At 65.6% G+C, this 20093-nt stretch carries 14 protein-coding genes; 12 read left to right on the forward strand and 2 right to left on the reverse strand.

From position 1 onward, the window contains the following. Window positions 1-29 precede the first annotated feature (29 nt). Window positions 30-2108: a putative bifunctional diguanylate cyclase/phosphodiesterase gene (locus HAV22_RS27075; RefSeq protein ID WP_166863756.1), complete on the reverse strand. Its 2079-nt coding sequence runs from the start codon at window positions 2106-2108 to the stop codon at window positions 30-32. A 109-nt stretch (window positions 2109-2217) separates the two neighbouring features. Then, window positions 2218-3015: a hypothetical protein gene (locus HAV22_RS27080; RefSeq protein ID WP_229421447.1), complete on the reverse strand. Its 798-nt coding sequence runs from the start codon at window positions 3013-3015 to the stop codon at window positions 2218-2220. Between the two features lie 266 nt (window positions 3016-3281). Between HAV22_RS27080 and HAV22_RS27085 the strand changes: the two genes are divergently transcribed. From HAV22_RS27085 to HAV22_RS27140, 12 genes are all read left to right on the forward strand, one after another. Then, entirely contained in the window at window positions 3282-4622 is a 1341-nt protein-coding gene (locus HAV22_RS27085) for an MFS transporter (protein WP_166863758.1), read from the forward strand. Window positions 4623-4644: 22 nt separating this feature from the next. Continuing rightward, window positions 4645-5595 (forward strand): glycoside hydrolase family 43 protein, encoded by a 951-nt coding sequence (locus HAV22_RS27090; protein WP_166863760.1) that lies wholly within the window; start codon window positions 4645-4647, stop codon window positions 5593-5595. A gap of 12 nt (window positions 5596-5607) precedes the next feature. Beyond that, window positions 5608-6663 carry an aldose epimerase family protein gene (locus tag HAV22_RS27095; protein WP_166863762.1) on the forward strand — a complete coding sequence of 352 codons (1056 nt, stop codon included), beginning with the start codon at window positions 5608-5610 and terminating at the stop codon, window positions 6661-6663. Between the two features lie 156 nt (window positions 6664-6819). After that, complete coding sequence (locus HAV22_RS27100) at window positions 6820-7698, forward strand: SMP-30/gluconolactonase/LRE family protein (RefSeq protein WP_166863764.1); 879 nt, start codon at window positions 6820-6822, stop codon at window positions 7696-7698. Window positions 7699-7852: 154 nt separating this feature from the next. Beyond that, entirely contained in the window at window positions 7853-9595 is a 1743-nt protein-coding gene (locus HAV22_RS27105) for an IlvD/Edd family dehydratase (protein WP_166863766.1), read from the forward strand. 126 nt (window positions 9596-9721) lie between these two features. After that, the gene (araD1, locus tag HAV22_RS27110; RefSeq protein WP_166863768.1) at window positions 9722-10714 is read left to right on the forward strand and encodes an AraD1 family protein; all 993 of its coding nucleotides are present in this window, start codon (window positions 9722-9724) and stop codon (window positions 10712-10714) included. Continuing rightward, on the forward strand, window positions 10711-12291 hold the full coding sequence (locus HAV22_RS27115) for an aldehyde dehydrogenase (NADP(+)) (RefSeq protein ID WP_166863770.1): 1581 nt from the start codon (window positions 10711-10713) through the stop codon (window positions 12289-12291). Before araD1 ends, HAV22_RS27115 begins: the two co-directional genes overlap by 4 nt. A gap of 192 nt (window positions 12292-12483) precedes the next feature. Further along, window positions 12484-13251, forward strand: coding sequence for an SDR family NAD(P)-dependent oxidoreductase (locus HAV22_RS27120; RefSeq protein WP_166863772.1), 768 nt, complete (start codon window positions 12484-12486; stop codon window positions 13249-13251). Window positions 13252-13395: 144 nt separating this feature from the next. Continuing rightward, a complete protein-coding gene (locus HAV22_RS27125; protein ID WP_166863774.1) occupies window positions 13396-14949 on the forward strand; it encodes an alpha-N-arabinofuranosidase in 1554 nt (517 codons plus the stop codon). A 2-nt stretch (window positions 14950-14951) separates the two neighbouring features. Further along, on the forward strand, window positions 14952-16472 hold the full coding sequence (locus HAV22_RS27130) for a glycoside hydrolase family 43 protein (RefSeq protein ID WP_371869755.1): 1521 nt from the start codon (window positions 14952-14954) through the stop codon (window positions 16470-16472). Between the two features lie 15 nt (window positions 16473-16487). Beyond that, window positions 16488-17501 carry an arabinan endo-1,5-alpha-L-arabinosidase gene (locus HAV22_RS27135; RefSeq protein ID WP_166863776.1) on the forward strand — a complete coding sequence of 338 codons (1014 nt, stop codon included), beginning with the start codon at window positions 16488-16490 and terminating at the stop codon, window positions 17499-17501. Next, a complete protein-coding gene (locus HAV22_RS27140; RefSeq protein WP_166863778.1) occupies window positions 17498-19864 on the forward strand; it encodes a glycoside hydrolase family 127 protein in 2367 nt (788 codons plus the stop codon). The genes HAV22_RS27135 and HAV22_RS27140 overlap by 4 nt, the downstream gene beginning before the upstream one ends. The last annotated feature ends 229 nt before the right edge of the window (window positions 19865-20093 follow it).

Genomic DNA, 20093 nt, shown 5'->3' on the forward strand with positions numbered 1-20093 from the left:
ACGTCACGCGTGGGCACGGGGTGCCCACCCTACATGGGCGCCGTGCCCTGTGCCAGCAGCATCGCGCGGAAATCGGTGGCCCGCATCGGCTTGCCGATCAGGTAGCCCTGCAACACGTCGCATCCCGTCGAGCGGATCGCTTCCTTCTGCAGTTCCGTCTCGATGCCTTCGCAGATCACGTCCAGCTTGAGCGACTTGGCAAACGCGATCACGCCGTTGACGATGTCGAGGCAGCGCCGGTCGCGCTCGATTTCGCGCACGAACGAGCGGTCGATCTTGATCGCCGTGATCGGCAACTGGCGCAGGTACGACAGGTTCGAATACCCCGTGCCGAAGTCGTCGAGCGCGATGCGGAAGCCCGCGTTGCGCAGTGAACGCAGGATGAAGGCCGCCTTGTCGATGTCCTGCATCAGCATGCTCTCGGTGACTTCGAGCTTGATGCACTCGGCGTCCAGGCCGTAATGGGCGACGATGTTCTGGAGCAGCGGCGGCAGGTTCTCGTCCATCAACTGGCGCGGCGAGACGTTGACGGCCATGCGCAGCCGGTAGCCCAGCAGCTCCCATTCGCGTGCCTGGCGGCACGCTTCCTCGCACACCCAGGCGCCGACTTCCGTGATCGCGGGCGAGCCTTCCAGCATCGGCAGGAACAGGTCGGGCGCGAGCAGCCCTAGGCGTGGATGTTCCCAGCGCAGCAGCGCTTCCGCACCGACCACGGCGCCGTTGGCGGCGCTGACCTGCGGCTGGTAGAACAGCACGAACTGGCGCCGATCGAGGGCGGAGAACACATCCTGGCGGAGCTCGAGGCGCTGCTTGAGCAGATGGCGCGCGGTCGGCGAGAACACGGCGAACGTGTGGCGGCCATTGTCCTTGGCCTCGTACATGGCGGCGTCCGCGTTGTTGAGCAGTTCGTCGGCCGAGTACTCGCGGCCGGTGCCGATGGCGATGCCGATGCTGCCGCCCACGGTCACGTGATGGCCGTCGATGGCGATGGGCAGCGCCAGCTGCTTCAGCACGTCCGCGGCGAGCGCTTTGGCCGCCTCGACGTCCTTGTCCTCGAGGATGAACACGAATTCGTCGCCGCTGATGCGCGCGACCGTGACGCCGCCGCCGCCGAGCGCGTCCAGGCGGCGGCCGATCTCCACCAGCGCGGTGTCGCCGGCGCGGTGGCCGTGCGCGTCGTTGACTTCCTTGAAGTGGTCGAGGTCGACGAACAGCACGCCCACCGGGCAATTATCCTGGACCGAGCGCGCGAGTGCCTCGTCGAGCGCGCGCAGGCACGACAGGCGGTTGTGCAAGCCGGTCAGGCTGTCGTGCGTGGCCTGGTGCATGAGCCGGCTTTCCGCTTCCTTGCGTGCCGTGACGTCGGCAAAGAACACGGTCAGCCCCTCGCGCGACGGATAGGCGCGCACTTCGATCCAGATGCCCAGCGGCGCGTAATAGCTCTCGCAGGTCGTGAATTCCTGGTCGTCCATCGCACGCTTGTACGTGTCGTGGAACGGGCCGCCGACCGCTTCCGGGAACTCGTCCCACATGCCTTTGCCGATGAGGTCTTCCGGACGGCGGTTGATGGCGGCTGCGCCGCGCGCGTTGATGTAGGTGAACCGCCACTCGCGGTCCACCGAGAAGCAGCCGTCGGCGACGCTTTCCAGTACGGTGCTCAGGCGTTCGCGTGCCTGCACGGCCGCGCGCTGCGCCTCGACCACTTCCGTCACGTCCTGCAGGAACGCGACGAAGTACGTGGGCGAGTCATTGCCTTCGTGCACGGGAAACAGGTGCATGCGGCTCCAGAACAGGCTGCCGTCCTTGCGCTGGAGGGCCGTGCAGATCGCGGCGTTGTCCACGGCGTGATGGAGGAGCCCGACTTCGGGTTGGTCGTGGTCGTCGCCCTGCAGGAAGCGAGCGTTGCGGCCCACGGCTTCGTGGCGGGCATAGCCCGTCAATCGTTCGAAGGCGGAGTTGACGTAGGCGATCGGATTGTCCGGCAGGCTCGCATCGGCAATGATGATGCCCGTATTGCTTGCCTCGATCAGGCGCTTGAAGAACGGCACCGGCAGCTGTTCGATTTTCTCGAGGAGGGACCGTACTTCTTCCGGAGAACAATTCTGCATGATCGTCTACCTTGGCGCTGGATGTGATCAGTGTAACGCCGCGCGCGTTCCGGATGCAGCACGAAAGGTGGCCATGCCCGCCATCGGCTGCCGTTCCATGCATGCCGCATCAAGCCACGCCGAGCGCGGCCATGCGTGACCGCAACGCGCTGCGGTCCGCATCGATCTGCGCGCCGTTCGTGCGGCTCGACAACGTCGCCTTGTCCTTGCGGCCGAGGAAGTAGGCGATACGTTCCGCGTTGAGGCCTGACGGATGCGGGATGCCGTGCAGGATGCGCTCGGGCGCGAGCACGCCGCGCCGCGCGAGCCAGTCGAGCGCGAGGCCGACCTTGGGCCCCAGCGGCACGTACACGGCGTCGGGCAGCGCACCGGCTTCGGCTGCGAAATAGTCGAGCAGCTGGGCCTGTAGCAACGGCGTCGTCAGCATGTTCGGCGACGCGCCGTTGTAGTTCTTGCCGGCGACAAAGACCGGGTGGCGCAGCACGGCCGTCACGTGCATGAGGTGTGCGTGTTCGCCGAACAGCGACGCGCAGCTCGCGATGCCGAGCCAGCGCTGCAGGTCCACGTGGTCGAGCAGGGCGACGAGGTTCGGACGGATCGCGCCGCTGAACGCACCCGTGTACTTGGCCGCGCGCAGCACGTCGTCCTCCGGGGCGCCCAGCGCGACCCGGCGGCGCGCCTCGCGCACGGCGTTCTTCCATTGCACGAAGCCGGGCGAGATGCCGACGAGCACCAGCCGCGCCGTCCGGTTCACGTAGTCGAACGGGATGTAGTGCGCGCAGAGCGTGCCCGCATGCGCCAGCAGGAAGCCGTCGGGTATCTGCGCCGGTGTCGCGATGGCGTCCGGGTCGGTGTCCAGGATGAGGTCGCGAAACGACGAAAACGAGGCGAGTGATGGGGGCGTCATGTCATTGGATAAGTCGGTTTTGCCCATTATGCATTGCGTAATCGTTGTTACATGCGGATGTTGTAATGAATACATATCTAAAACGATATCGGAAGTGCGGAAAAATTGATTGGATCGTTCTCGATGTTGCGCCTAACATTACCGATGAGCATGCCACCTGAACGCCTCTCAGGGCTTTCAGAAACATAACAATACATACAAGAAATTAAACAGGGTGCTGCGCGGGCTGATCCGGGTAGCACCCTCGTCGTTTGGAGGAGGTCCGCATGCAAACCCAGAAATTATCGACCCTCGAAAAAGTGGGCTTCGGCGCCGGCGACATGGCGCTCAACGTGGTGATCTCGTCGATGATGCTGATCATCACGTTCTTCTACACGGACGTCTACGGGCTCAAGACGACAGACCTCGCGCTGCTGTTCGTGCTCGTGAAGGTCATCGGCGCATGCTCGGACCTCGTCGTCGGCCAGATGACGGACAGTTTCCTGTCACGCTGGGGACGCTACCGGCCCTATTTCCTGTTCCTCGCCATTCCGTACGGCTTGTCCGTGTTCGCCGTGTTCAGTACGCCCCCCTGGGGCTATGACGCCAAGCTGGTGTGGGCCTATTCCACGTACATCGTGATGACCGTGATGACGTCGGGCGTGGGCGTGCCGTACATCTCGCTGATCAGCGGCCTGACGAGCGACCCTCAGGAGCGTCTGTCCGCGAACGGTTATCGGCTGTTCCTCGCGAAGGTCGGCGCGTTCATGGTGACGATCGTCGTGCCGATCCTCGCGCAGCGCTGGGGCAACGGCAGCCAGGCCGCCGGCTACCAGGCGGCGATGGCATTGATGGCCTTGCTGGGTGTCGTGCTGTTCCTGTTCACGTTCTTCACGACGACGGAGCGCGTCGTGTACAAGACCAAACGCCAGCCGCTGCTGGAACAGATCGAGGTGCTGGCGCAGAATGACCAGTGGCTGGTCCTGTGCGCCGTCTGCGTGACGGGCACCATCGGCTACGTGATCCGCGGCTCCGTCGCGATCTATTACGCGAAGTATTATCTGCACGGCGACACGGAAACGGTGTCCGCCTTCCTGTCGACGGGCGTCGCGGCCGCCATCATCGCGATGGTCGTCTCCACGTGGGTCACGAAGTTCTATTGCAAGGTCAAGCTGTTCCGCTACACGCAGCTGGTCGTGGCCGTGCTGTCCGTGATGATTTATTTCCTGGTGAAGCCGGGCGACACGGTGCTGGCGTTCGTCCTGTACTTCCTGCTGTCGCTCGTCGTGGACCTGCATGCGCCCGTGTTCTGGTCCGCCATCGCCGAGACCATCGACTATGGCCAGGTGAAGACGGGCAAGCGCGTGTCGGGCTTCGCGTTCGGCGGCATCTCCGTCGCGCAAAAGGCCGGCATGGGGCTCGCGGGCGGCATGGTGGGCCTGCTGCTGAATTATTTCCAGTACCAGCCGAACCAGGAGCAGGGCGCGCTGGCGCTGCAGGGTATCGCGCTGATGCTGTCCGTGATTCCCGGCTTCTTCCATTTCCTGATGGGCGCCCTGATGTTCAAGTACCGCATCAGCGACGAGTACTACTCCACCGTGAAAGAAGAATTAAGAGTAAGCGCGTAAAAAACGACTTTTGGATATGACCATGCAAGACACCGTACTGACACCCCTGATCGAGCAACGCGCCGACCCGTACATCTACAAGCACACGGACGGCTATTACTATTTCACGGCCTCCGTCCCGCAATACGACCGCATCGAGCTGCGCCGCGCAAAGACGATCGCCGAACTGGCGACGGCACCCACCGTCGACGCGTGGATCAAGCCCGACACGGGCCCGTACAGCGAACTGGTCTGGGCGCCGGAACTGCATTTCAACATGGGCGCGTGGTACGTGTACTTCGCCGCCGCGCCCAGCCGCGAGATCAAGTACAAGCTGTTCCAGCACCGCATGTACGCGATCCGCAACACGAATGCAAATCCGCTCGAAGGCACGTGGGAATTCATGGGCCAGGTCGACACGGGCATCGACACGTTCTGCCTCGATGCGACGACGTTCAACCACAACGGCCAGCTGTACTACCTGTGGGCGCAGAAGGACAACGCGATCGAAGGCAACTCGAACCTGTACATCGCGAAGATGAAGACGCCGTGGCAGATCGAGGGCACGCCCGTGCTGCTGTCGAAGCCGGAATTCGATTGGGAAATCCGCGGCTTCTGGGTCAACGAAGGCCCGTCCGTCCTGCGTCGCAACGGCAAGATATTCATCTCGTATTCCGCAAGCGCCACCGACGAGAACTACGCGATGGGCCTGCTGTGGGCGGACGAGGACGCGGACCTGCTCGATCCGGCGTCGTGGACAAAGGCGCGCGAGCCCGTATTCCGTACATGCTACGATCACGGCATCTACGGACCCGGCCACAACAGCTTCACCTATGCTGAAGATGGCGACACCGTCATGCTCGTGTACCACGCGCGCACCTATACCGAAATCGTCGGCGATCCGCTGTGGAACCCGGACCGCCATACCTTCGTCAAACCGCTGCGCTGGGACGAGAACGGCATGCCGGTATTCGGGCGGCCTTCCACCCTCTGAGGACATAACAACGTGCAAAACGGAATCACCTACGCGCCGTTCGGGACCTTGCCCGACGGCAGGGAAGTCACCCAGTACACGCTGAAGAACAACAACGGCATGGTCGTGAAGATCCTCGATTTCGGCGGGATCATCACCGAAATCCACGTCCCGGACCGCGACGGTGTCTTCGCCGACGTGGCGCTCGGCTTCGACACGCTGGGTCCGTACGTCAAGGACAGTCCGTATTTCGGCGCGCTGATCGGACGCTACGGCAACCGCATCGCCAAGGGCCGCTTCACCCTGGACGGCAAGGACGTCCAGCTGACGACCAACGACGGCAACAACCACCTGCACGGCGGCAACCCCGGCTACGACAAGGTGCTGTGGACGGCGGCCGTCGAGGGCGACAGCCTCGTGTTGCGCTACGACAGCCCGGACGGCGAGCAAGGCTATCCCGGCAACCTGGTGGCGACGGCCACTTACCTGCTGACGGACGCAAACGAGATCGTCGTGCGCTTCCACGCCGTCACCGACCGGCCGACGCCCGTGAACCTCACGCAGCACAGCTATTTCAACCTGTGCGGCGCGGGGCAGGGCGACATCCTCGGCCACGAGATGACGATCGACGCCGACAAGTTCGTTCCGATCGACGCGGAATCGATCCCGTTCGGCGAGCTGGCCCCCGTGACGGGCACGCCGTTCGACTTCCGCAAGCCACGCACGATCGGCGAGCGCATCGGCCAGCCGGACAAGCAGCTGCGCCACGGCAAAGGCTACGACCATTGCTGGGTGCTGAACAAGAAGCTGGGCGAAAAGGGCCTGCAGCGTGCCGTGCACGTGGCCGACCCGGTCACGGGCCGCGTGCTGGAACTGTTCACGCAGGAACCGGGCGTCCAGTTCTACAGCGGTAACTTCCTCGACGGCTCGCTGGAAGGCAAGGGCCATCCGTGGACGTTCCGCAGCGGCTTCTGCATCGAGCCCGAGCACTTCCCCGATTCGCCCAACCAGCCGGCGTACCCGAACACGATCCTGCGTCCGGGTGACGTCTACGAAACGGAATCGCGCTTCCGCTTCTCGGTGGCGTAGGGTGGGCGGCCCTCCGCCCACGCGTGACGCCAACGGGCCGCGAACGTCACGCGTGGGCACAGGGGGGGGGCACCAAATGCATGCGGTTCGCGAACGCTTGGTGGGCACAGGGGTGCCCACCAAACGAGACGCAATGATCGACAGGAGACGGTAAAGATGATGGAACTGGTGGTGGACGGCCGGCACGTGCTGGGCGAGGGCATCGTCTGGGACGATCGCGCAGGGTGCCTGTACTGGACCGACATCGAACGCAGCGAGCTGTGGTCGCACGCGCCCGCGACGAACGCGTTGCAGCGCTGGCCGCTGCCCGAGCGCCTGTGCTCGATGGCCCTGACGACGGGCGGCGGCCGCCTGCTGCTGGGCCTTGCGTCCGGCCTCGCGTTCTTCGACCTGGCCAGTGGCGAAATCCGGCGCATCTGCGACGTCGAAGCCGACGTGCCCACCACCCGCCTGAACGACGGCCGCACCGACCGCCAGGGCCGCTTCGTGTTCGGCATGTTCAACCAGGCCGAGGACCCGAAGGATCCGATCGGCGGCTTCTACCGCCTGAACCACGATCTCTCCCTGGAGCGCCTGCCGCTGGGCGGCGTCGCCATCGCCAACAGCATCTGCTTCAGCCCGGACGGCCGCACGATGTATTACGCCGACTCGGGCACGCGCGAGATCCGCTGCTGCGACTACGACCCCGCCACCGGCGCCGTGGCAAACATGCGCCAGTTCGCGCCGGCCGATGCCGCCCCCGGCGACCCGGACGGCTCGACGATCGACGCCGGCGGCTACTTGTGGAGCACGCGCTGGGGCGCCGGCCAGGTCGTGCGCTTCGCGCCGGACGGCACCGTCGACCGGGTGCTCACCTTGCCCGCGCCGCAGCCGACGTGTCCCGCGTTCGGCGGCCCCGGCCTGGACGTTTTGTATGTCACTTCGGCAACAGTCGGGTTGCGCGCCGGCCAGCTGGCGGACGCCCCGAAGTCGGGTGGCGTGTTTGCACAACCCCTGAAAATCCAGGGTTTACCGGAGGTCCGCTTCGGCGGTTAGGGATGGTTGCGATAACATCGATGCCGATATCGATATCGATTGCTGTTAAAAATTGATTGGAAAGTTATCTGATCGGCCTTTAGACTTTCTCCATCGCTGAGCTGGACGACGCGCATATCGCTCAGAACTACAAAAACGACGGAGGAAGGAACCCATGTCCGAGACAAAGAAGAAGCCCACCCTGCGTTCCGCAGCGTGGTTCGGTACCCAGGACAAGAACGGCTTCATGTATCGGAGCTGGATGAAGAACCAGGGTATCCCCGATCACGAATTCCAGGGCAAGCCGATCATCGGTATCTGCAACACCTGGTCCGAACTCACGCCCTGTAACGCCCATTTCCGCAAGCTGGCCGAGCACGTCAAGCGCGGCATCCTGGAGGCGGGCGGCTTCCCCGTCGAATTCCCCGTGTTCTCGAACGGCGAATCGAACCTGCGTCCGACCGCCATGCTGACCCGTAACCTGGCCAGCATGGACGTCGAGGAATCCATTCGCGGCAATCCGATGGACGGCGTCGTGCTGCTCGTCGGCTGCGACAAGACGACGCCCGCGCTGCTGATGGGCGCGGCCAGCGTCGACATCCCGGCCATCGTCGTGACCGGCGGCCCGATGCTGAACGGTAAACTGAACGGCAAGGACATCGGTTCCGGCACTGCCGTGTGGCAGCTGCACGAACAGGCCAAGGGCGGCCAGATCTCGATGCACGACTTCCTCGCCGCCGAAGCCGGCCACTCGCGCTCGGCCGGTACCTGCAACACGATGGGTACGGCATCGACGATGGCCTGCATGGCCGAATCGCTGGGCGTCTCGCTGCCGCACAACGCCGCGATCCCCGCCGTCGACGCGCGCCGCTACGTGCTGGCCCATATGTCCGGCATCCGCATCGTCGAGATGGTCAACGAAGACCTGAAGCTGTCGAAGATCCTGAAGCGCGAGAACTTCGAGAACGCGATCCGCACGAACGCCGCGATCGGCGGTTCGACGAATGCCGTGATCCACCTGAAAGCCATCGCCGGCCGCATCGGCGTGCCGCTGGAGCTGGAAGACTGGACCGCGATCGGCAAGGGCACCCCGACCATCGTCGACCTGCTGCCGTCGGGCCGCTACCTGATGGAAGAGTTTTATTACGCCGGCGGCCTGCCGGGCGTGCTGCGCCGCCTGGGCGAAGCGAATCTGCTGCCGCACAAGGACGCGCTGACCGTCAACGGCAAGACGATCTGGGAAAACGTGCAGGACGCCCCGATTTACAACGATGAAGTGATCCGCAAGATCGACAACCCGCTGATCGACGACGGCGGCATCTGCATCCTGCGCGGCAACCTGGCGCCGCGCGGCGCCGTGCTGAAACCGTCGGCCGCATCGCCGCACCTGATGAAGCACCGCGGCCGCGCCGTCGTGTTCGAGGACTTCGACCATTACAAGGAGCGCATCGTCGATCCGGACCTGGACGTCGATGAGAACTCGGTCCTCGTGATGAAGAACTGCGGCCCGAAAGGCTACCCGGGCATGGCCGAAGTGGGCAATATGGGCCTGCCGCCGAAGCTGCTGGCGAAGGGCATCACCGACATGGTCCGCATCTCGGACGCGCGCATGAGCGGCACCGCCTACGGCACCGTCGTGCTGCACGTGGCGCCGGAAGCGATGGCCGGCGGCCCGCTGGGCATCGTCAAGGACGGCGACTTCATCGAACTCGATTGCAAGAACGGCCGCCTGCACCTGGACGTGCCGGACGACGAGATCAAGACCCGCCTCGCGGACCGCGCCGAGAACCAGAAGGAAGCGCCGCGCACCGGTTACGCGGGCCTGTACCTGGATCACGTGCTGCAGGCGGACGAGGGTTGCGACTTCGACTTCCTCGTCGGTTGCCGCGGTTCGGCCGTGCCCAAGCATTCCCATTAATGTTGAGATTCGCGTGGGCACGGGGTGCCCACCCTACGGACTTCCCGTCGCCGTAGGGTGGGTTCCCCGAGCCCACGCGTTCGACCATTTGAACATCCGCGCATCGCGCCTCGGAGACATCTGACCATGCTGCTCATCCAATACAAAACCGCCACCGGCGACCGCCGCGTCGGCATCCTGAACGGTGACACCGTCACCGCCATCACCGGCTACGCCACCACGCTGGAACTGGCCAACGCCGCCGTCGCGCAGGGCAAGAGCCTTGCCGCGCTGGCCGACGCCGCCGCGACGGGCGACAAGGAATCCTACGAAGCGATCGCGCAATCGGGCCGCGTGCTGCCTCCGCTCGACCACCCGGACGCCGCCCACTGCTACGTCACCGGCACCGGCCTCACGCACCTGGGCAGCGCCGACACGCGCGACGCCATGCACAAGAAGATCGGCGGCGACGTCGAGACCCTGTCCGACTCCATGAAGATGTTCCGCATGGGCGTCGAAGGCGGCAAGCCGGAAGCGGGCAAGGCCGGCGTGCAGCCCGAATGGTTTTATAAAGGCGACGGCTCGATCGTGCGCGCCGGCGGCCAGGACATGGAGATGCCCGACTTCTCGCTGGACGGCGGCGAGGAACCGGAGATCGCCGGCCTGTACGTGATCGGTGCCGACGGCCAGCCGTACCGCGTCGGTTTCGCGCTCGGCAACGAGTTCTCCGACCACGTGACGGAACGCCAGAACTACCTGTACCTCGCACACTCGAAGCTGCGCAACTGCGGCGTCGGCCCGGCGCTGCTCGTCGGCGAACTGCCGGCCCACGTGCAGGGCGTGTCGCGCATCCGCGCCGCGGATGGTTCGGTGCGTTGGGAGAAGGCGTTCGTGTCCGGCGAACAGAATATGTCGCACACGATCGGCAACCTGGAATACCACCACTTCAAATACGGCTTGTTCAACCGCCCGGGCGACGTGCACATCCACTTCTTCGGCACCGCCACCCTGAGCTTCGCCGACAACATCAGCGTGCAGGCCGGCGAGACGTTCGAAGTCGAGTCGCCGCAATTCGGCCCCGCCCTGCGTAACAAGCTTGCCGTTCAATCCACCCAATTCGCGAAAGTGAAGACCTTATGACCATTGCACAAATCACCGGCGAAGCCCTCATCGGCGGCGTCGCCCAGCGCGGCGCCGGCAACTCGTTCAAGGCGTGGAATCCCGCCAAGCGCGAGCACATGGAACCCGCGTTCCACATGGTCGACGTGAACCAGATCGACGAGGCGTGCAGCCTGGCGGGCAAGGCGTTCGACGTCTTCCGCAACACGACCGATGAAGAGCGCGCCGCGTTCCTCGACGCCGTCGCCGAGCAGATCATGGCCCTGGGCGATGCGCTCGTCGAGCGCGCGATGGCGGAAACCGGCCTGCCGCGCGGCCGCATCGAGGGCGAGCGTGGCCGCACGTGCAACCAGCTGAAACTGTTCGGCAGCCTGCTGCGCGAGGGGTCGTGGCAGGATCCGCGCATCGATCCGGCCCTGCCGCAGCGCACGCCGCCGCGTCCGGACCTGCGCAGCCGCCTGATCGGCGTCGGCCCCGTCGCCGTGTTCGCCGCATCGAACTTCCCGCTCGCGTTCTCCGTCGCCGGCGGCGACACCGCGTCCGCGTTCGCGGCCGGCTGCCCGGTCGTGCTGAAGGCCCACTCGGCCCACCCGGGTACGTCGGAACTGGTGGCGCGCGCCATCGTGAAAGCCGTCGAACTGTGCGGCCTGCCGGCCGGCACGTTCGCACTGCTGACCGGCACGGGCAACGGCATCGGCCAGGCGCTCGTCGCGCATCCGGCCATCCAGGCCGTCGGCTTCACCGGTTCGCGTTCGGGCGGCACCGCGCTGATGGCCGTCGCCGCGGGCCGCCAGCAGCCGATCCCGGTCTACGCCGAGATGAGCAGCATTAACCCCGTGTTCCTGCTGCCGCAGGCGCTGGAGCAGCACGCCGAGCGTATCGGCCGCGAATTCGCCGCGTCGCTCACGCTGGGCGTGGGCCAGTTCTGCACCAACCCCGGCCTCGTGCTGGCCATCGACGGTCCGGGCCTGTCCACGTTCTGTGCTGCCGCCACGGCCGCGCTGAACGACACGCAACCGGCGACGATGCTGTCGGCCGGTATCGCGTCGAGCTTCCGCCGCGGCGTCGCCGCGCTGGCAAGCAACGAAGCGGTGAGCACCCTGCTGCGTCTCGACCATGAAGACAACCAGGGCCACGCCGCGCTGTTCCGCGTGGAAGCCGCCGACTTCCTGGCGCGCAAGGAGCTGCACGAAGAAGTGTTCGGCCCCGCGTCGCTGCTGGTCGTGTGCAAGGACGTCGAGCAGATGCGCGCCATCGTCGAGCACCTGGAGGGCCAGCTGACGGCCGCCATCCACCTGGAAGAAGGCGACGTCGCGGCGGCGCAAGTGCTGATGCCGACGCTCGAGCGCAAGGTCGGCCGCATCCTGGCGAACGGCTTCGGCACCGGCGTGGAAGTCGCGCACGCGATGGTGCACGGCGGTCCGTTCCCGGCCACGGCCGATGGCCGCAGCACGTCGGTGGGCACGGGCGCGATCTTCCGCTTCCTGCGCCCCGTGGCGTACCAGAACCTGCCGCAGGCGCTGCTGCCGGCCGTGCTGCGCGACGAGAACCCGCGCGGCATCTGGCGCCGCCGTGATGGCGCGCTGGGCAAGGACTGATACGTTCGCACACGCATACGTAACGCGTGGGCACTGGGTGCCCACCCTACGTCCGCGGCGGACGTGAACCGGCAGCGTGGGCGGTACGAAAATGTAGCGTGGGCTCCCCGAGCCCACGCGCAATGCGAAGCAGGATCCGGCGCGCGGCTTTCGTGGCGCCGCTTAGAATAAGATTATCGGATGGAGACGACGATGGGTACTTTAGCCAGGTACGGTAGCCTTGAAGGCAAACGGGTGTTCGTGACGGGTGGCGGCAGCGGGATCGGCGAAGCGATCGTCGCTGCACTGGTGGAGCAGGGCGCGCTGGTGGGCTTTGTCGACATCATGCGCGACGCCAGCGAGGCGCTCGTTGCACGGCTGGCCGCGGCCGGTCACACCGCACCGATCTACCGCTACTGCGACATCACCGACATCCCAAGCCTGCAGGCCGTGATGGCCGAGATGGCCGCCAAGCTGGGCGACTTCGACGTCGTCGTCAACAACGCCGCCAACGACCAGCGCCACCAGATCGGCGACGTCTCGGTCGAGTACTGGGACGAGCGCATCGCCATCAACCAGCGCCCCATGTTCTTCACCGTGCAGGCCGCCTTGGCCGGCATGAAGCGGCGCGGCGGCGGCTCCGTCATCAATTTCAGCTCGATGTCGTGGCACGCCAAGAACCCGAACTACCCGATCTACGCGACCACGAAGGCGTCCGTCATCGGCCTCACGCGCTGTCTCGCGCGCGACCTGGGCAAGTTCAACATCCGCGTCAACACCGTGACGCCGGGCTGGGTGATGACCCAGCGCCAGATCGACCTGTGGCTGGACGAGGCGGGCGAGGCCGAGATCGCGCGCTCGCAATGCCTGCCGGGCAAGCTCATGCCCGACGATATCGCCGCGATGGTGCTGTTCCTGTCCGCCGACGACAGCAAGATGTGCACGGGCCAGGAATTCATCGTCGACGCCGGCTGGGTGTGACGGGACATCCGTCACGCCGCTGATGGCGCCGCGCCGCCGGCGCCATCGTCGTTTTACCTGCATGACCAGACTACGAACGGGCGTGGCGGCGTCGTCGCGCCCTGGATCGCAAACACTCACCGACCATATAACAAGGGAGACATCATGAAGCCATTCCAACCCACCGTCCTCGCCCTCGGCCTCGCCGCCGCGTTCTGCGCCGGCGCCACGTTCGCGCAGGTGAACGTCACCGTCGACACGACGAAACCGGGCGCGACGATCGACAAGGACGTCTACGGCCAGTTCGCCGAACACCTCGGCACCGGCATCTACGGCGGCCTGTGGGTCGGTCCGGATTCGAAGATCCCGAATACGCGCGGCTGGCGCAACGACGTCGTCGGCGCGCTGAAGGACATGCACGTGCCGCTCGTGCGCTGGCCGGGCGGCTGCTTCGCGGACGAATATCACTGGCGCGAAGGCATCGGCCCGCGCAGCAAGCGTCCGGTGAAGGTCAACACGAACTGGGGCGGCGTGCCGGAATCGAACGCCGTGGGCACGCACGAGTTCTTCGACCTCGTCGAACAGCTGGGCGCCGACGCCTACGTCAACGGCAACCTGGGCACCGGCACCCCGCAGGAAGCCGCGGAGTGGATCGAGTACATGACGTCGGAAGGCAAGTCCACGCTGGCCGAAATGCGCGCGAAGAACGGCCATCCGGCGCCGTTCAAGGTCGCGTATTTCGCGATCGGTAACGAGTCGTGGGGCTGCGGCGGCAATATGCGGCCCGAGTACTACGCCGATTTGTACCGCCAGTGGAACACGTTCCTGAAGGCGCCACAGCACCTGCGTCCGAAGATGATCGCGAGCGGCGGCACGGCTGACGACACCAGCTGGACCGACGTGCTGTCGCGCGACCTGAAGGGCCGCACGGACGGCATCAGCTTCCACTACTACACGCTGCCGACGGGCAGCTGGGAAAAGAAAGGCGCCGCCACGGGCTTCCCGGAATCGGAATGGTTCTCGACGATGTCGCAGACCCTGCGCATGGAAGACTTCATCCGCAAGAACGTCGCCATCCTCGACAAGAACGACCCGGAGAAGAAGATCGGCTTCGACGTGGACGAGTGGGGCACCTGGTACGACGTGGAGAAGGGCACGAACCCGGGCTTCCTGTTCCAGCGTAATACGATCCGCGACGCCGTCGTCGCTGCGCTCAACTTCAACATGTTCCACGCCCACGCCGACCGCGTGCGCATGACGAACATCGCGCAGATGGTCAACGTGCTGCAGGCGATGATCATCACCGACAACGACAAGATGCTGCTGACGCCGACGTACTACGCCTTCAAGATGTACGTGCCGTTCCAGGGTGCGGCGTCGCTGCCGGTCGCGCTGTCGAACAACACGACCTATGGCGAGAACGGCCAGGGCGTGCCGGGCATCAGCGCGTCGGCCGCGAAGGGCAAGGACGGCAAGACGTACGTCGCCCTCGTCAACACGAACCCGCACGACGCGACGGACGTCGTGCTGAACGTCGCGGGCCAGAACGTCGGCGCCGTGCGCGGCCAGCTGCTGACGGCCGATGCGATGGACGCCCACAACACGTTCGAGCACAAGGACGCCGTCAAGCCCGTGCCGTTCAGCGCCAACGCGAACGGCGGCAAGCTGACGATCAAGGTGCCGGCCAAGTCGGTGCTCGTCGTCGCGGTCGAAGGCTGATCGTGGCGCGCGCAGCAGCAGCAGACGCAGCGCGTGCGCTGGCGGCCGCCGTCGCCGCGGCCTGCGTCCTTGCCGGTTGCGGCGGGGGCGGGGGTGGGGGGGCGGCACCTGCCGCATCCGCGCCCGCGGCCAGCACGCCGGTGCAGACCGCGGCGGTCACGTTCGCCAACGTCTCCGTGCATGACCCGGCCGTGCTCAAGGTCGGCGACACGTGGTACGCGTTCGGTTCCCACCTGGCCGCCGCGAAGTCGACGGACCTGATGAACTGGACGAAGATCGCGGACGGCGTCACCGACGCCAATCCACTGTTTTCGAAAGTGACGACGGCGCTGGCCGACACGTTCGCGTGGGCGCAGGTCACGGACCTGTGGGCGCCGGACGTGATCCAGCTTGACGACGGCAAGTTCTACATGTACTACGACGCTTGCAAGGGCGATTCGCCGCGCTCCGCGCTGGGCGTGGCCGTCGCCGACAAGGTCGAGGGACCGTACGTCAGCAAGGGCGTGTTCCTGAAATCCGGCATGTGGAACGAGGTCAGTCCAGACGGCACGATCTACGACGCGCTGAAGCATCCGAACACGGTCGACCCGAATACGTTCCGCGACGCGGCCGGCAAGCTGTGGATGATCTACGGTTCGTACTCCGGCGGCATCTTCATCATGGCGATGGACCCGGCCACGGGCATGCCCGTCGCGGGCCAGGGCTACGGCAAGCACCTCATGGGCGGCAACCATGCGCGCATCGAGGGCGCGTACGTGATGTACAGCCCGGCGACGAAGTACTACTACCTGTTCACGTCGTTCGGCGGCCTCGATGCCGCGGGCGGCTACAACCTGCGCGTGGCGCGTTCGACGAATCCGGATGGGCCGTATCTCGACGCGTCCGGCAAGGACATGGCGGACGTGAAGGCCGATCCGACCAAGCCGCTGTTCGACGACGCGAGCATCGCGCCGTACGGCCAGAAGCTCGTGGGCAGCCACCAGTTCGCGCTGGCGGCTGGCGAGACGGGGGCGCAACTGGGCTACGTGTCGCCGGGCCATAACTCGGCGCGCTACGAAGCGGCGACGAACCAGTACTTCCTGATCTTCCACACCCGCTTCCCCGGCCAGGGCGAATACCACGAAGTGCGCGTGCACGAGATGTTCATCAACGACGACGGCTGGCCGGTGGCGGCGCCGCTGCGCTACGTACCGCTGTCGAAGAGCGCGACGACGATCTCGCCGACCGTCACGAGCGCCGACGTGGCGGGCGCGTACAAGATGGTCAACCACGGCAAGGACATCTCGGCCACCATCAAGCCGTCCGTCGCGATCCGCCTGGATGGCAGCGGCACGGTGAGCGGTGGCGCGAGCGGCACCTGGACGCACAAGGGCAACAACAATGTGTCCATCGTGATCGACGGCGTCACCTACAGCGGCGTGCTGTCGCGCCAGTGGAACCCGAACGCGAACGCCTTCGCGGTGACCTTCACGGCGCAGTCGCAGACCGGCGTGTCGCTGTGGGGCATCCGCACGGGCACGTAATCGAAAGGATGGACCATGCGTAAAGCGGGACTTCTCGGCGCCGCCATGCTGGCGCTGACGGCGCAGGCGGCCCAGGGATCGCAAGTGAGCGTGCACGACCCCGTGATGGCCAAGGACGGCAACACGTACTACCTGTACAGCACCGGTCCCGGCATCACGTTCTATTCCTCGGCGGACATGCGGCACTGGAAGCCGGAAGGCCGCGTGTTCGCGGGCGAGCCGGCGTGGGCGAAGCAGGCGGCGCCCACGTTCAACGACCATATCTGGGCGCCGGACGTCCACAAGCACAACGGCCGCTGGCTGCTGTACTACTCGGTGTCCGGCTTCGGCAAAAATACGTCGGGCATCGGCGTGACGACGAACGCGACGCTCGACCCGCGCGCGCCGAACTACCGCTGGGAAGACCAGGGGATCGTCGTGCAGTCGGTGCCGGGCCGCGACTTGTGGAATGCCATCGACCCGAACGTCGTCGAGGATGACAAGGGCCAGGGCTGGATGACGTTCGGCTCGTTCTGGGGCGGCATCAAGCTCGTGAAGCTGGACGACGGCTGGACGAAGGTCGCCGAGCCGCAGGAATGGCACACGATCGCGCGGCGTGAGCGTCCCGCGTTCACGCCGGACGACCAGGCGGGGCCGGCCGAGGTCGAAGGGCCGTTCATCTTCCGGAAGAACGGCTATTACTACCTGTTCGTCTCGTGGGGCCTGTGCTGCCGCGGGCCAGAGAGCACATACCACGTCGTCGTCGGCCGCGCGCGCAACGTCGAGGGACCGTATCTCGACCGCACCGGCAAGGACATGGCGCAGGGCGGCGGCTCGCTCGTCGTGAAGGGCGACAAGGACTGGAAGGGACTGGGCCATAACAGCGCCTACACGTTCGACGGCAAGGACTATCTCGTGCTGCACGCGTACGAGACGGCCGATCATTACCTGCAGAAGCTGAAGGTCATGGACATCCACTGGGACAAGGACGGCTGGCCCACGGTCGATCCGAAGGACCTCAACAAATACGTGAGCGAACAAGTGAAATGAAACCGACCCGCATCGCCGCACTGTTGTTCACACTGGGTGCGACGTGCGCCCACGCCGCCGACCTGTTCCCGCTGCAGGACGTCCGCCTGGGCCCCAGCCCGTTCCTCGACGCTCAGACGACGGACCTGAACTACCTGATGGCACTCGAGTCGGACCGCCTATTGGCGCCGTTCCTGCGCGAAGCGGGGCTCACACCGAAGCAGCCCAGCTACGGCAACTGGGAGTCGTCCGGGCTGGACGGCCATATGGGCGGCCACTACCTGTCGGCGCTGGCGTTGATGTATGCGTCGACGGGCGATGCGGAAGTCAAGCGGCGTCTCGACTACTTCGTCGCGGAACTGAAGCGCGCGCAGGAGGCCAACAAGGAAGATGAAATGCGCGGCTACGTGGGCGGCGTGCCGGGCGGCCACGCCGCGTGGCGCGACGTCGCCGCGGGTAACCTCCATGCCGACAACTTCTCCGTCAACGGCAAATGGGTCCCGTGGTACAACCTGCACAAGATCTTCGCGGGCCTGCGCGACGCGTACCGCTATGCCGGCAGCGAGGATGCGAAGGCGATGCTGATCGCGATGTCCGACTGGGCGGTACGCCTGACCAGTCACCTGACGGACGCGCAGATGCAGCAGATGCTCAGCGCGGAACACGGCGGCATGAACGAGGTGCTGGCCGACGTCGCCCAGATGACGGGCGACCAGCGTTACATGGACCTCGCACTGCGGTTCTCGCACCAGGCCATCCTGCAGCCGCTCGAGCACCACGAGGACAAGCTCACGGGCCTGCACGCCAACACGCAGATCCCGAAAGTCATCGGCTTCAAGCGCATCGGCGAACTCACGGGCCGCAAGGACATGGCGGATGCCGCCGCGTTCTTCTGGCAGACCGTCGTCGACCACCGCACGGTGGCCATCGGCGGCAACAGCGTCAGGGAGCACTTCCATGACGACAAGGACTTCAGCCCCATGATCAACGAGGTCGAGGGGCCGGAGACCTGCAACACGTACAACATGCTGAAGCTGACGGAGATGCTGTTCGAGACGTCGGACAAGGCCAGCTACGCCGACTATTACGAGCGCGCGCTGTACAACCACATCCTCGCGTCCGAGCATCCGGGCACGGGCGGCTTCGTCTACTTCACGCCCATGCGTCCGAACCACTATCGCGTGTATTCGCAGGTGGACAAGGCGATGTGGTGCTGCGTGGGCTCCGGCATCGAGAGCCATGCGAAGTACGGCGAATTCATCTACGCGCACGAGGGTGATGCCTTGTTCGTCAACCTGTTCATCCCGTCCACGCTGGACTGGCGCGAGAAGAACGTCAAGATCACGCAGGCGAACAACTTCCCGGACCAGGCCAGCACGCGCATCACGGTGGACGGCGATGCGCGCTTCGCCATGAAGATCCGCTATCCGGCCTGGGTCGCGGCGGGCAAGCTGGGTGTGAAAGTGAACGGCAAACCGGTGAAGGTGACGGCGCAGCCGGGCAGCTACGTGAGCATCGAACGTGCGTGGAAGAAGGGCGACCGCGTCGACGTGAGCCTGCCGATGGCGATGAAGCTGGAGCAGATGCCGGACAAGTCGAATTACTACGCAGTGCTGTACGGCCCCATCGTGCTGGCCGCGAAGACGAACCCGTTCCCGACCGAACACCTGAACTTCTTCGCGGACGATTCGCGCATGGGGCACAGCCCGTCCGGCCAGGTGTGTCCGCTCGAAGCGGCGCCGACGTTCGTCTCGGATAGCAAGGATTTCACGCGTCGCTTCAAGCCCGTGAAAGGCAAGCCGCTGACGTTCACGGCACCCGGCGTCGTGCAGGGTGGGGCGGGTGCCGCGACCGAATTCATTCCGTTCTTCCGCCTGCACGACTCGCGCTACATGATGTACTGGCAGCAGAGCACCCCGGCCGAGTACGCGCGCCTGAAGGAAGAAGACGCCGCGAAGGAAGCGGAGCGCCTCGCGCTGGATGCGCAGACCGTCGACCAGGTGGCGCCCGGCGAACAGCAGCCGGAAGTGGACCACGGCTTCAAGGGCGAGGGCGCGGACGCGGGCGTCAACAACGGCCGCCATTGGCGCCACGCGAGCAAGTGGTTCAGCTACCAGTTGAGCGATCCGAAGCACGAAGCGAAGCTGCTGCGCCTGACGTTCGCGCGCGGGGACGCGGGCCGCAAGTTCGACATCGTCGTCAATGGCCAGCGCGTCGCGGAGGTCGAGCTGGCAGGCGACGCGCCGCAGGACTTTTATACGCGCGACGTCGCGCTGCCGCCAGCGCTCGTGCAGGGCGCGGCGGACGGCAGGCTCGAAGTCAAGTTCGTCGCGAAGGAAGGTTCGATGGCGGGCGGGTTGTACGGACTGCGCCTGCTGCGCTGAATAAGATTGAACTCGTCCGGCGGCCTCCGCCCACCAACCGCACGCGGTATGCGGACGTTTGGTGGGCACGGGGTGCCCACCCTACTGCGCTGAACCACTTGGAACCTGTCCGGGCAGGCGCGAACTACTGCGCTGAACGACTTCGCACCTGACTCGCAGGCGCGAATTCGTCGGGTGGGCGGCCCCCGCCCACCAAACGCACGCGGTATGCGGACGTTTGGTGGGCACG

Source organism: Telluria antibiotica, assembly GCF_011682055.1.
Taxonomy (GTDB): domain Bacteria; phylum Pseudomonadota; class Gammaproteobacteria; order Burkholderiales; family Burkholderiaceae_D; genus Telluria; species Telluria antibiotica.